The sequence below is a fragment of the Streptomyces sp. NPDC059851 genome (assembly GCF_042732005.1).
GTDB lineage: Bacteria > Actinomycetota > Actinomycetes > Streptomycetales > Streptomycetaceae > Streptomyces.
Genome location: NZ_JBHWJJ010000109.1, coordinates 1 through 13,822, shown reverse-complemented (window position 1 = coordinate 13,822; position 13,822 = coordinate 1). Strand labels below are relative to the sequence as shown.

General features: G+C 73.4%; 9 protein-coding genes. 4 read left to right on the top strand and 5 right to left on the bottom strand.

The features are described 5' to 3' along the window. Positions 1 to 119: 119 nt before the first annotated feature. The 4 genes from ACFV7Q_RS28745 to ACFV7Q_RS28730 form a co-directional block, all read right to left on the bottom strand. On the bottom strand, positions 120 to 3,980 hold the full coding sequence (locus ACFV7Q_RS28745; protein WP_385432649.1) for a multifunctional oxoglutarate decarboxylase/oxoglutarate dehydrogenase thiamine pyrophosphate-binding subunit/dihydrolipoyllysine-residue succinyltransferase subunit: 3,861 nt from the start codon (positions 3,978 to 3,980) through the stop codon (positions 120 to 122). Positions 3,981 to 4,238: 258 nt separating this feature from the next. Further along, positions 4,239 to 5,267: an ATP-binding protein gene (locus ACFV7Q_RS28740; RefSeq protein WP_385432669.1), complete on the bottom strand. Its 1,029-nt coding sequence runs from the start codon at positions 5,265 to 5,267 to the stop codon at positions 4,239 to 4,241. 92 nt (positions 5,268 to 5,359) lie between these two features. Beyond that, positions 5,360 to 6,103 carry a response regulator transcription factor gene (locus ACFV7Q_RS28735; protein ID WP_385432647.1) on the bottom strand — a complete coding sequence of 248 codons (744 nt, stop codon included), beginning with the start codon at positions 6,101 to 6,103 and terminating at the stop codon, positions 5,360 to 5,362. 294 nt (positions 6,104 to 6,397) lie between these two features. Further along, entirely contained in the window at positions 6,398 to 6,982 is a 585-nt protein-coding gene (locus tag ACFV7Q_RS28730; protein ID WP_385432645.1) for a hypothetical protein, read from the bottom strand. On the opposite strand from ACFV7Q_RS28730, the gene ACFV7Q_RS28725 reads away from it, so the two are divergent. From ACFV7Q_RS28725 to ACFV7Q_RS28715, 3 genes are all read left to right on the top strand, one after another. After that, positions 6,975 to 8,483, top strand: coding sequence for a hypothetical protein (locus tag ACFV7Q_RS28725; RefSeq protein WP_385432644.1), 1,509 nt, complete (start codon positions 6,975 to 6,977; stop codon positions 8,481 to 8,483). The genes ACFV7Q_RS28730 and ACFV7Q_RS28725 overlap by 8 nt on opposite strands. Before the next feature lie 57 nt (positions 8,484 to 8,540). Next, positions 8,541 to 9,542, top strand: a complete 1,002-nt coding sequence (locus ACFV7Q_RS28720) for a sulfurtransferase (RefSeq protein ID WP_385432642.1) — start codon at positions 8,541 to 8,543, stop codon at positions 9,540 to 9,542. A gap of 278 nt (positions 9,543 to 9,820) precedes the next feature. Then, positions 9,821 to 10,567, top strand: coding sequence for a DUF4097 domain-containing protein (locus ACFV7Q_RS28715; RefSeq protein WP_385432641.1), 747 nt, complete (start codon positions 9,821 to 9,823; stop codon positions 10,565 to 10,567). Between the two features lie 18 nt (positions 10,568 to 10,585). On the opposite strand, the gene ACFV7Q_RS28710 is transcribed toward ACFV7Q_RS28715, so the two are convergent. Further along, on the bottom strand, positions 10,586 to 11,089 hold the full coding sequence (locus ACFV7Q_RS28710; protein ID WP_385432639.1) for a YfbM family protein: 504 nt from the start codon (positions 11,087 to 11,089) through the stop codon (positions 10,586 to 10,588). Between the two features lie 204 nt (positions 11,090 to 11,293). Between ACFV7Q_RS28710 and lon the strand changes: the two genes are divergently transcribed. Beyond that, entirely contained in the window at positions 11,294 to 13,693 is a 2,400-nt protein-coding gene (gene lon / locus ACFV7Q_RS28705) for an endopeptidase La (protein WP_385432637.1), read from the top strand. Positions 13,694 to 13,822: the final 129 nt, after the last annotated feature.

Genomic DNA, 13,822 nt, shown 5'->3' with positions numbered 1-13,822 from the left:
GTCCCCTGACCGGGCGAGCCCGCACCCTCCGCATCCGCTCCCGGCAGCGCGGCGGCACACGCCGAAGGCCCGGCCCCGTCACGGGGCCGGGCCTCCGGCATGTCAGACCGCAGTGGTGACTAGGCCTCGAAGACCTCGTTGATCAGCTGCTGCTGCTCGGCCTGGTGCCGCTTGGCGGAACCGACGGCCGGGGACGAGCCGTGCGGACGCGAGATGCGGCGCAGGCGCTCGCCGGCCGGGATGTCCGCGCCGACCGCCAGGTCGAGGTGGTCGATCAGGTTGAGCGCGATGAACGGCCAGGCACCCTGGTTCGCCGGCTCCTCCTGGGCCCAGATGTACTTCGCCGCGTTCGGGTACTTGGCGATCTCCGCCTGGAGCTCCGCACCCGGCAGCGGGTACAGGCGCTCGATGCGGATGATGGCGGTGTCGGTGATACCGCGCTTCTCCCGCTCGGCCTCCAGGTCGTAGTAGACCTTGCCCGCGCAGAACACGACCTTGCGGACCGCGTTCGCGTCGACCGTCGAGTCGCCGATGACCGGGCGGAACGTGCCGCTCGTGAACTCCTCCGCCTTCGACGCCGCGGCCTTCAGGCGCAGCATCGACTTCGGGGTGAAGACGACCAGCGGCTTGTGGTGCGGGTTGTGGACCTGCCAGCGCAGCAGGTGGAAGTAGTTCGACGGCAGCGTCGGCATGGCGACCGTCATGTTGTTCTGGGCGCACAGCTGGAGGAACCGCTCCGGGCGGGCGGAGCTGTGGTCCGGGCCCTGGCCCTCGTAGCCGTGCGGCAGCAGCAGGGTGACGCCGGAGGTCTGGCCCCACTTCTGCTCGGCCGAGGAGATGAACTCGTCGACGACGGTCTGGGCGCCGTTGACGAAGTCACCGAACTGGGCCTCCCACAGGACCAGTGCGTCCGGACGGGCCAGCGAGTAGCCGTACTCGAAGCCCATCGCCGCGTACTCGGAGAGCAGCGAGTCGTAGACGTTGTAGCGGGCCTGGTCTTCCGTCAGGTGCTGCAGCGGGGTGTAGTCCTCGCCGGTCGCGCGGTCGATCAGCACCGCGTGGCGCTGACCGAAGGTGCCGCGGCGGGAGTCCTGGCCGGACAGCCGGACCGGGGTGCCCTCCATCAGCAGCGAACCGAAGGCGAGGGTCTCGCCCATGCCCCAGTCGATGGTGCCGTCGTCGATCATCGCCGCGCGGCGCTGCAGCTGCGGCAGCAGACGCGGGTGAACGGTGTGGCTCTCGGGGATGCTGACCTGGGACTCGGCGATCCGCTTGACCACCTCGAAGGACACGGCGGTGTTCACGGCGACCGGGAACTCGGCCTGCTCCGCCGCGGCCGGGGTGCCGTCCGCAGGCTGCGTGGAGGCCTCACGGACCTCCGCGAAGACCTTCTCCAGCTGGCCCTGGAAGTCCTGCAGCGCCTGCTCGGCCTCTTCCAGGGTGATGTCGCCGCGACCGATGAGGGACTCGGTGTACAGCTTGCGCACCGAGCGCTTCTTGTCGATCAGGTCGTACATCAGCGGCTGCGTGAAGGCCGGGTTGTCCGACTCGTTGTGGCCGCGGCGGCGGTAGCAGATGAGGTCGATGACCACGTCCTTGTTGAACGCCTGGCGGAACTCGAAGGCGAGCCGCGCGACGCGGACCACGGCCTCCGGGTCGTCGCCGTTCACGTGGAAGATCGGCGCCTCGATCATGCGGGCCACGTCGGTCGCGTACATCGAGGAACGCGAGGACTCCGGGGCGGCGGTGAAGCCGACCTGGTTGTTGATCACGACGTGGACGGTGCCGCCGGTGCGGTAGCCGCGCAGCTGCGACATGTTCAGGGTCTCGGCGACGACGCCCTGGCCGGCGAAGGCCGCGTCACCGTGCAGGGCGACCGGGAGGACGGTGAAGTCCGTGCCGCCCTTGTTGATGATGTCCTGCTTGGCACGGGCGACGCCCTCCAGGACCGGGTCGACGGCCTCCAGGTGGGAGGGGTTCGCGACGAGCGAGACCTTGATCTGCTCGCCGTCGAGGCCCGTGAAGGTGCCTTCGGCGCCCAGGTGGTACTTCACGTCGCCGGAGCCGTGCATCGACTTCGGGTCGAGGTTGCCCTCGAACTCGCGGAAGATCTGCGCGTACGACTTGCCGACGATGTTCGCGAGGACGTTGAGGCGGCCGCGGTGGGCCATGCCGATGACGACCTCTTCGAGGCGGGCCTCGGCCGCGGAGTCGATGACCGCGTCGAGCAGCGGGATGACGGACTCGCCGCCCTCCAGCGAGAACCGCTTCTGGCCGACGTACTTCGTCTGCAGGAACGTCTCGAACGCCTCGGCGGCGTTCAGGCGGCGCAGGATGCGCAGCTGCTCCTCGCGCTCCGGCTTGGAGTGCGGGCGCTCGATGCGGTCCTGGATCCAGCGGCGCTGCTTCGGGTCCTGGATGTGCATGAACTCGACGCCGGTGGTGCGGCAGTACGAGTCGCGCAGCACGCCGAGGATGTCGCGCAGCTTCATCATCGACTTGCCGGCGAAGCCGCCGACCGCGAACTCGCGCTCCAGGTCCCACAGGGTGAGACCGTGCTCGGTGATGTCGAGGTCGGGGTGCTTGCGCTGCTTGTACTCCAGCGGGTCGGTGTCGGCCATGACGTGGCCGCGGACCCGGTAGGAGTGGATCAGCTCGAAGACGCGGGCGGCCTTGGTGACGTCGTCGTCGTGGCTGGCGTCGATGTCGCGCATCCAGCGGACCGGCTCGTACGGGATCCGCAGCGACTCGAAGACGCGGTCGTAGAAGCCGTCCTCGCCGAGCAGCAGGTTCGCGACGATGCGCAGGAACTCGCCGGAGGCCGCACCCTGGATGACCCGGTGGTCGTAGGTCGAGGTCAGGGTCATGACCTTGGAGACGCCCAGCTTGTTCAGGGTGTCCTGCGAGGTGCCCTGGAACTCGGCGGGGTAGTCCATGGAGCCGACGCCCATGATGACCGACTGGCCGGGCATGAGGCGCGGCACGGAGTGGACGGTGCCCAGGCCGCCCGGGTTGGTCAGGGAGACCGTGACGCCCGTGAAGTCGTCCATCGTCAGCTTGCCGACGCGGGCGCGGCGGACGATGTCCTCGTAGGCCTGCCAGAACTCGAAGAAGTTGAGGGTCTCGGCCTTCTTGATGCCGGCGACGACGAGCTGGCGGTCACCGTTCGGCTTGACCAGGTCGATCGCCAGGCCGAAGTTGACGTGCTCGGGCTTGACCAGGGTCGGCTTGCCGTCCTTCTCCGCGTAGGAGTAGTTCATCGACGGCATGGCCTTGATGGCCTGCACCATCGCATAGCCGATGAGGTGGGTGAAGGAGATCTTCCCGCCCCGGGCCCGCTTCAGGTGGTTGTTGATGACGATCCGGTTGTCGAACAGCAGCTTCACCGGGACGGCGCGGACCGAGGTGGCCGTCGGCACGTCGAGGGAGGCGTTCATGTTCTTCGCCACGGCGGCCGCCGGACCGCGGAGCGTCACCAGCTCGGGGCCCGCGGGGGCCTCGGTGGCGGGCGCGGCCTTCTGGGCGGCGACGGGGGCGGCCGGAGCCTGAGGGGCGGGCGCGGCCGGAGCGGCGGCCGGGGCCTGGGAGGTGACAGTCACAGCAGGGGCACCAGAGGGAGTGGCAGGAGCAGGGGCAGGAGCTGACACAGGCGAAGAGGTCGGCGCGGCGCCCGCCGCCCCCGTGGCGGCGGCGTCGGCGACCTGCGGGGCTTCGGTGGTGGCGGTGGCGGCCTGTGCGGAGGCGCCATCCGTCGGGGTCTTCACCGGCTCGTCGGCCTTGGCGGGAGCGCTCGTGCCCCCCGGCTTGTAGTCGGCGAAGAAGTCCCACCAGGCCCGGTCGACCGAATTCGGGTCCTGGAGGTACTGCTGGTAGATCTCGTCGACGAGCCACTCATTGGCGCCGAAGCCTGAGGCAGGGGTCTTCCCGCCCTCAGCTGCTTCGGTCGTGGTGCTCGGGTTACTCGGGGACTGTGGCGACACGGCGGCAACCGCCCTCTTCCGCTTCACAAGGTATGGACAGCGGGAATAAAGGCTACGCCTCCCCGGCGGGGAGATGCAGACCGGGCAGGACTTACGTCACGTAGGTCACACCGAACGGCGGGTTTCGCCGCTCTGAATGGCGGGAAACCAACGGAGTTCGGGTATGCCGTACCTGGGTTGCGACCCCCTGGCTTCGCACCCCTGACGGATCCCGTGCACGTGTGGCCGAGATCATGTCCTTCCCAGTCGAACCCTACGTCAATGCGACGCCGTCGGGCTGCCCGGAAGCGTGACGAGGATGCGGCAGCCGCGTGACGATTCGGCCACACGGATCCGGCCGCCGTGCAGCTCCACCGCCCAGCGGGCGATGGCCAGGCCCAGCCCGGTGCCCCCGTCGCCGCCGTTCGCGCTGCCCCGGTTGAACCGCTCGAAGACCCGGTGCCGCTCGGCCTCGGGGATACCGGGACCCTCGTCCACGACTTCCAGCACCAGGCTGCAGGGGGTCTCCCCGGCCCGGGCGCGGACCGTGACCCGGCCGAGCGCGGGGCTGTGCTTGACCGCGTTGTCGATCAGGTTCGCCACGACCTGGTGCAGCCGCTCGGCGTCCGCGTAGGCCGTCAGCCCCGACGGGAACACGTCCAGGTGCAGGTGCACGTCGTTGCGGGTGTGGCCGCCGGAGCCCGAGGCCAGCCCGGGCCGGCCCGCGGCTGCCAGGCCGGACTCCTTGAGCACCCCCGACAGGTACGGCCACACCTCGAAGCGGCGGGCCTTCAGCGGGACGACCCCGTTGTCCACCCGGGACAGGTCCAGCAGCGTCTCCACCAGCCGGCCCAGCCGCTCGGTCTGCTTCAGCATCGTCCGCATGGTCTCCGGATCGGCCTCCGAGACCCCGTCGACCACGTTCTCCAGCACCGCGCGCAGGGCCGCGATCGGCGTGCGCAGCTCGTGCGAGACGTTGGCGACCAGCTCCCGGCGGTGCCGGTCCACGGCCTCCAGGTCGTCCGCCATCAGGTTGATCGTGGACGCCAGGTCGCCGAGCTCGTCACGGCGGCCGGCCCCCCGGACCCGGCGGGTGAAGTCACCGTGGGAGATCGCCCGGGCCACCCGCGTCATGTCGTCCAGCGGGGCCGTCAGGCTGTGCGCCACGAACTGGGTGATCAGCATCGACGCGATCACCGAGAACACCGTGATGAAGCGGAGCTCGGTGTCGGTGCGCAGCGCCACCAGCAGCAGTCCGGTGGTGATGAACACCGAGACCACGACCAGCGTGCCCAGCTTGGTCTTGATCGAGAACGGTGAGAAGGGGCGGAGCCCCCCGCTGCCAGCATCGGCTCCACCGGAGCGGCTGACGCCGCGCCCCCTACCAGGGCGTCCGCCGCTCACGCCTGCGCCGGGGTCTCCAGGGCGTACCCGACCCCGTGGACCGTACGGATGCGCTCGGCCCCGATCTTCCGGCGCAGCGCCTTGATGTGGCTGTCGACGGTACGGGTGCCGGAGGCGTCGGCCCAGTCCCACACCTCGGCCAGCAGCTGCTCGCGGGACAGGACCGCCCGCGGGGTCCCGGCCAGGCAGACGAGCAGGTCGAACTCGGTCGGGGTCAGGTGGACGTCCTCCGCCTGCACCCGGACCCGGCGCTGCGCGTGGTCGATCTCCAGGTCACCCAGCCGCAGGGTGGCCCCGCGCGGTGCGGTCGCGGCCAGTGTGGCGCGCTCCACCCGACGCAGCAGGACGTGGACGCGGGCCGCCAGCTCGCGCATCGAGAACGGCTTGGTCATGTAGTCGTCCGCCCCGACCCCGAGCCCGACCAGCATGTCGGTCTCGTCGTCGCGCGCCGTGAGCATCAGCACCGGCACCGGCCGCTGCGCCTGGACCCGGCGGCACACCTCCAGGCCGTCGAAGCCCGGCAGCATCACATCGAGCACCAGCAGCTCGGGCTGCCAGGTCTCGGCCGCCGCCACCGCCGCCGGCCCGTCGTGGGCGGCCTGCACCTGGAAGCCCTCCGCGCGCAGCCGGGCCGTGATGGCGTCGGCGATGGTGCGGTCGTCCTCGACCACGAGCACGCGCCGCTGAGCGCCGGGGGTGGCCGCGGCGCCGCCGGTGTGGGTGGTGTGTGTCTGTTCCATGTCCCGCCCCTGGAGATCCGCGTGATGGGGTGCAGCGTAGAGGAGCCACCGGCCTGCGGCTATGCGGGGTTCGGACAGCGAAACCGACGGAGGCCTTGGTTCCGATTGCGGTCGGAATGGGGATATGGGCGGCCATGCCGGGTCTCGCGGAGCCCGCCCGCAGCCCGGCCCGGAGGCTCGGCCGGGGGCGGGTCGCGGGACGGTCGGGGACCCGCGGCACCCGCCCGCGGAACGGCAGTGGCGGACGGCAGTGGCCGGGTCAGCGGGGACCGGGGGGACCGGGGGGACCGGGGGTCAGCGGGGCTCGAAGGAGGGCAGCGCCGACAGGACGTCCGCCAGGCCCGGCGGGACCGACCCGTCCTTGGTGGCGACCTCATAACCGTCGTGCACGAAGGCGTACTGGAAGCCGTCGTAGATCGTCGGGCCGCCCATCGCGATCCGCGGCAGACGGGGGAAGTCCGCCGCTGCGAGCGCGGCGCGCAGCTCCCCGAGCCCGTCCGGCGACAGCTTCCCCGAGCCGATCTGCCGCGCCTTGCCGTCCAGCCGGATCCACGAGCCGTCGCCCTTGACCAGCACGCTCGTCGTCAGCCCGGCGAAACCGCCGCTGCGGGTGACCGTGACCAGGCGCCCGGCCGCGGAGGACGGGCCGGGGGAGGCGGCGGAGGGGGCCGTCGGGGTCGGCGTCGCGGGGACGCCCGGGCCGCTGGGCGCCGGGCCCGCCGGGCTCGGGGCGTTCGACGCGGCCGCCGTGCCCGCCGTGCCCGGCTGCGCCGAGTCGGCCCGGGAGCTGGGCTCGGGCGACTCCCCACCGCCCGCACCGCACCCGATCAGGGCCACCGCACCCAGCAGCACCGCCGCCACCGCTCGTACCGTGCGCACACCCCACCTCCGCAGGATTTCGGGTCGACCCCGAGTATGGAGTCCGCCCCGCCCGTACGGAAAGCACCCGGAGGACGACATCCGCACCGCCGCCCGGCGAGGGCTGCCGCCGCTCCTCGCCCTCCTCCTCGGCCTGTGGGGTCTGGGTCGGGGCGGCAGCATGTGGCGCGACGAGTCCGTGACCTGGCAGGTGGCGCACCGCCCGCTCGGCGGCCTGGCCGAGCTGTTCGAGCAGGTGGACGCGGTGCACGGGCTGTACTACCTGCTGATGCACGGCGTCTTCCTGGCCGCCGACGCCCTCCCGGGCGCAGGCGCAGGGGCGGGCGCGGCCGTGTCGGCCGTGGGGCAGGACGCGTCGACCACCGGGCTGTGGGTGCTGCGGCTGCCGTCCGTCGCCGCCACCGCCCTCGCCGCCGCCGGGGTGGCCGCGGTCGGCCGCCGGCTCGCGGGTGAGCGGGCCGGGCTGCTGGCCGGCGTCGTGTACGCCGTGCTGCCGCCGGTGCAGGCGTACGCCCAGGAGGGACGCTCGTACGCCCTCGTCGCGGCGGCCGTGGCGTGGGCGACCTACCTGATGCTGTGCGAGCGGTGGACCGCGTACGCCGCGGTGCTGCTCCTCGGCTGCTGGCTGCACGAGTTCGCCGTGCTCGCGCTGCTCGCCCACGCCCTCACCGCCCGCCGCTCGCCCGGCTGGCGGCGCAGCGCGGCCACCGTCCTCGTCCTGTTGCTGCCGCTGGCCTGGCTCGGCGTCCGGCAGGTCGGGCAGCAGCTGGGCTGGCTGGGTCGGCCCGGCTGGGGGGACTGGGCGGCGTACGGGGCGGTCGCGGCCGCGATGTGGCTGCTGACGCGGGGCAACGCGGTGCCGCGGGAGCTGGTGCGGGTCGCCGTGCCGCTCGCGCTGCTGCCGCCCGGGCTGCTGATCGCCGTCTCGCTGGTGCACCCGCTGTACGTCGACCGGTACGTGCTCTACGCGCTGGCCGGGCTCGCCCTGGCGGCCGGAGCCCGGCTCGCGGCCGTGCGGCGGTGGCGCAGGGCGGTGCCGTGGCTGCTGGTGGCCGCCGTGCTGGTGCCCTTCGCGTGGTGGTCGGTGTGGCTGCGCACCCCCGACAGCCGCAAGGACGACGCCCTCGCGGTGGCCGCCGCGGTCCGGGAGCGGGCCCGGCCCGGGGACGCGGTGCTGTTCCTGCCGGCGAGGCGGCGCGAGTGGCTGCTGTCCTCGCCCGCGCTGCACCGGGGGCTGTGGGACCTGGCCCTGGACCGCTCCCCGGCGGCCTCGGCGAGCCTGTGGGGGACCGAGCTGCCCCCGGCGGAGATCCGGGCCCGGCTCGTGGACGACGCCCCGCGGGTGATCGCCCTGATGGACCCGGCGGGTCAGCCGCTCGACCGGTACCCGCGGGAGGCCGTCAAACGGCAGACGCTGGTCGCGCACTTCGACCTGTGCTCCGTGGACGAGGTGCACGGGGCGCGGATCGCGGTCTGGGCCCGTCCCGGCGGATGCCCCTGAGGAGGCCGGGCAGGATGGGTGCCGTCAGGTTGCACGAGACCCCGGGGGACGCACCGCATGAACGGGAACACGAAGACGCACGCCGCCACGCACGCCGACGCGGGCGGTGCCCCGGCCGCGGGCGCGGTGACGGGTACGGGTACGGGTACGGGCAGGGTGCCGGCGCGAGGTGCGGGCACGGCCCCGGCCCCGCTTCCGGCCGGGCCCCTCGTCGGGGCGGACTGGCTGGCCGCCCGCCTCGGCACGCCCGGCCTGGTCGTGCTCGACGCCTCCGTCGGCGCCCACCGCGCCGCCGCCCGGCGGATCCCGGACGCCCGCCCCTTCGACCTCGACGGCGCCCTCTCCGACCACGACGCCCCCGCCCCGCACACCATGCCCGGCCCGGCCGCCTTCACCGAGGCCGTACGGGGCCTCGGGATCGACGACACCAGCACCGTCGTCGTCTACGACGGGGCCGGCATCTACTCCAGCGCCCGCGCCTGGTGGATGTTGCGCGCCATGGGCTTCGACCGGGCGGCCGTCCTCGACGGCGGACTTCCGGCCTGGACCGCCGCCGGACTGCCCGTCGAGGAGACCGGACCCGCTTACGAGGGCCCCCGCGGCTCCTTCACGGCCCGCCCCCGCGCCGGGCTCCTCGTGGACAGCGGCGCCGTCGCCGCGGCCCTGGCCGACCCGGCCGCGGCCGTGCTCGACGCCCGGACGCGGGAGCGCTTCGCCGGCACCGCCCCCGAGCCGCGGCCGGGGCTGCGCGGGGGCCACATGCCGGGCGCGGTCAACCTGCCGTTCGGTGAGCTCCTGGGAGAGGACGGGCTGATGCGGCCCGCCGGGGAACTGCACCACGCCTTCCGGGCGTTGACGGGGAGTCGGGAGCGGCTGTACTTCAGCTGCGGGTCCGGGGTGACGGCCTGCGTCCTCGCACTCGGGGCCGTGCTCGCCGGGTACCCGTCCGACACCCTCGCGGTGTACGACGGCTCGTGGACGGACTGGGCCATGCGTCCGGAGCTGCCCGCCGTCACGGGCCGGGGGGCGGATCCGCTCCCGGGTGACGCCCCGGCGTGACGCTGTCCGGCACCTGCCGACGTGGAACGGCGCTGGTTCCGGTAAGCCCCGGCCGGGCGCGGGGCGCCGGCCCGTTCGCCCCGGGCGGCGGACCCGAACGGCGACTTCGACGTCGACCCCGCGGGCGCCGGCCGGTCCGGTACCGGTACCGCCGGGACCGCGCAGGAGGTGTGGGGGACCCGGCGCGCCGAGGTGGCCTCCGCCCGGGGGATATCCCCACCACGGATCCGGGTACCGGCACCATCGGCTCGCGAGGGCCTTCCCGGCAGAGTCTGGGCATGGCCCACCACCGCATTCCGTTCCGGTCCGTCCGCGCGGCGCTCGCCGCCGCGGCCGGCGCCCTGCTCCTGTCCGCGTGCGCGTTCGAAGAGCGGCTGACGATCCTTTCGGACGACGCCGAAGTCACCGAGGCGGTCACCGCGGTGGAGGTGCCGGAAGCCCGGAGCGGCTCCGTGGAGGTGGTCCCGGGCACCGGCCCCGGAGTCCGCATCCACCGCACCGTCCGCTACCGCGGCGCGGAACCGGTGCCCGGTCGCCAGCTGTCGCAGGGCCGCCTCGTCCTCACCGACGGCTGCTCGGTCACCTGCTCCACCGCCTGGCGGCTGGAGGTTCCGGCCACGGCGACGGTGAAGCTGGCCCGGAGCAGCGGCCGCATCACCGTCACCGGAGTGGCCGCCGCCGACCTCACGTCCTCGTCCGGCGACGTGCGGGCCGAGGGCGTCACCGGCCCGCTGCGGGTCCGCACCACCTCGGGCTCGGTCACCGCGACCGGTCTGACCGGCACGAGCGCCGACGCCGTCGCCTCCTCGGGCGACGTCCGAATGGAGTTCGCGAAGGGGCCCGGCTCGGTGTCGGCCGAGACCGGCTCGGGCGACGTCACCCTGCGCCTGCCCGCGGCCCCGTACCGGGTCGAGGCGCGCACCGACTCGGGCCGCAGGGACGTCTCCGTGTCCTCGGACCCGGCCGCCCCCGCCCGCCTCGCCGCCCGCACCTCCTCCGGCGACATCCGCATCTCCGCGGTGTAGCGCGCCCCGACGGCGGACTCAGGCGATCCACATGAGCACGGCGTCCCCGTCACGGGCGGCGGCCCGGAAGAACCGGGCGAGGTGCCGGTAGTGATCGGTCACCCACTCCAGCGACTCGCCGCGCTCCCACACAACGACCGGGTAGACCTCCGCCGCCGCCAGGTCCCGCGGGGTGACGCCGTCGAGGAGGGCCGGGTGCGGTGTGCCCGCCATGGCGTCGGCCGCGGCGGCGACACGTTCGGGGGTGAGGTAGCGCGGCGGCGCGCAGCCCCAGTCCCCCGCGTCCGGTACCTCCTCGTCCCCGTGGACCACGTCGACGGGGAAACCGGTGCGGGCCAGGAGGAAGGAGAGCGCGTGCCACGTCTTGTCGGTGCTGTGGCAGCGCGCCCGGGACGGCACCGGCGGCACGTCGCGCTCCGCGTCGAACAGCGCGGCCACGAAGTCCTGCGCCCACTCCGGCTCGCGCAGGGCCCGCTCGAAGTCGGCGGGCCCGAGCCGTACGTACTCCCCGATCATGCTCATGCCCGCACGCTAGACCGCGGCACCGACATCGCCGGTCGGGCGCGCGCCACGTCCGGCGTCCCTCCCCTCCCCGTGCACCGGCCGCCCGGGTCGGCGGTGGACCCCTGAGGTGTGTTCGCCGGAGGCGAACGGGAGTTGGGGAACACCAGGAGGCGCACATGCATTGAGTCGGCATAGCTCAACTTCACTGCCGGAGGGAAGATCATGGCTTCGACGTCCGTAAAGCTCACCCTGCCCGTGCTGCCGCTCGACGACGAGGTCGTGCTGCCCGGCATGGTCGTCCCCCTGGACCTGACCGACGCCGAAGTGCGCGGCGCGGTCGAGGCCGCCCAGGCCGCGGTCCGCAGCGGGAAGCCCCGGGTGCTGCTCGTACCGCGCGTCGACGGGAAGTACGCCGGCACCGGTGTGCTGGGGACCGTCGAGCAGGTGGGCCGGCTCTCCGACGGCGATCCCGGCGCGCTCATCCGCGGCATCGGCCGCGTCCGCATCGGGGCCGGGACCACCGGTCCCGGCGCAGCGCTCTGGGTCGAGGGCGAGAGCGTCGACGAGCGGCTCGCCGACCCGCTGCCCGGATCCGTCACCGAACTCGTCAAGGAGTACAAGGCCCTCGCCACCAGTTGGCTCAAGAAACGCGGCGCCTGGCAGGTCGTCGACCGCATCCAGCAGATCGAGGGGGTCTCCGCCCTCGCCGACAACTCCGGCTACTCGCCCTTCCTGACCGTGGCCCAGAAGGTCGAACTGCTGGAGACCGCCGACCCCGTCGCCCGCCTCAAGCTGGCCATCACCTGGCTGCGCGACCACCTCGCCGAGCAGGACGTCGCCGAGTCCATCGCCAAAGACGTCCAGGACGGTGTCGACAAGCAGCAGCGCGAGTTCCTGCTGCGGCGTCAGCTGGAAGCCGTCCGCAAGGAACTGCGCGAACTGAACGGAGACAAGGAGGGCGAGGCCTCCGACGACTACCGGGCCCGCGTCGAGGCCGCCGACCTCCCCGAGGGGGTGCGGGAGGCCGCGCTCAAGGAAGTCGACAAGCTGGAGCGGTCCAGCGACCAGTCCCCGGAAGGCTCCTGGATCCGCACCTGGCTCGACACCGTCCTCGAACTGCCCTGGAACGAGCGCACCGAGGACGCCTACGACATCACCGGCGCCCGCGCCGTCCTCGACGCCGAACACGCCGGGCTGGACGACGTCAAGGACCGCATCACCGAGTACCTCGCCGTCCGCAAGCGCCGCACCGACCGCGGCATGGGCGTCATCGGCGGCCGCCGCGGCGGGGCCGTCCTCGCCCTCGTCGGCCCGCCCGGCGTCGGCAAGACCTCCCTCGGCGAGTCGGTCGCGCACGCCATGGGCCGCACGTTCGTCCGCGTCGCGCTCGGCGGCGTACGGGACGAGGCCGAGATCCGCGGCCACCGGCGCACCTACGTCGGCGCGCTGCCCGGCCGCATCGTCCGCGCCATCAAGGAAGCCGGATCCATGAACCCGGTCGTGCTCCTCGACGAGATCGACAAGGTCGGCTCCGACTTCCGCGGGGACCCGGCCGCCGCCCTGCTGGAGGTCCTCGACCCGGCGCAGAACCACACCTTCCGCGACCACTACCTGGAGGTGGAGCTCGACCTGAGCGACGTCGTCTTCCTGGCCACCGCGAACGTGCTGGAGGCCATCCCCGAGGCGCTCGCCGACCGGATGGAGCTCGTCCGCCTCGACGGGTACACGGAGGACGAGAAGGTCGTCATCGCCCGCGACCACCTGCTGCCGCGCCAGTTGGAGCGCGCCGGCCTGGGCGCCGACGAGGTGGTCCTGGAGGAGGACGCCCTGCGCAAGCTGGCGGGGGAGTACACCCGCGAGGCGGGAGTGCGCACCCTGGAGCGCTCCCTCGCCCGGCTCCTGCGCAAGGTCGCCGCACAGCACGAACTGGGCGAGCGCGAACTGCCGCTGCGCATCGGCGCCGACGACCTGCGGGCGCTCATCGGGCGGCCGCACCACGTGCCGGAGTCCGCGCAGGACCCGGCCGAGCGGCGCACGGCAGTCCCCGGGGTCGCCACCGGCCTCGCGGTGACCGGCGCCGGCGGCGACGTGCTCTTCGTCGAGGCCTCCCTCGCCGACCCGGAGACCGGCGCCGCGGGGCTCACCCTGACGGGCCAGCTGGGCGACGTCATGAAGGAGTCGGCGCAGATCGCGCTGAGCTTCCTGCGCTCGCACGGCGCGGAGCTGGAGCTCCCGGTCGCCGACCTGAAGGACCGGGGCGTGCACATCCACTTCCCGGCGGGGGCCGTCCCCAAGGACGGGCCGAGCGCCGGCATCACGATGACGACCGCGCTGGCCTCGCTGCTCTCGGGCCGTCAGGTCCGCACGGACGTGGCGATGACCGGCGAAGTCTCCCTCACCGGACGGGTGCTGCCGATCGGCGGGGTCAAGCAGAAGCTCCTCGCGGCGCACCGGGCCGGCCTGACCACCGTCATCATCCCGAAGCGGAACGAAGCCGACCTGGACGACGTCCCGACCGAGGTGTTGGAGCGACTGGAGGTGCACCCGGTGACGGACGTGCGCCAGGTGCTGGAGCTCGCGCTCTCCCCGGCGCAGACGGCACCCGTCAGCGCGGCCGCCTGACCGGCCGGGCCCCGCGCAGGGCCGCCCGGACGTCCCCGTCCGGCGCCGACCGGACGTCCCCGTCCGGCCCGGGATCCCGCTCCGGCGGGGTCCCGGGCCGGCGCCGCACGCTCTACGAAATACTGGAGG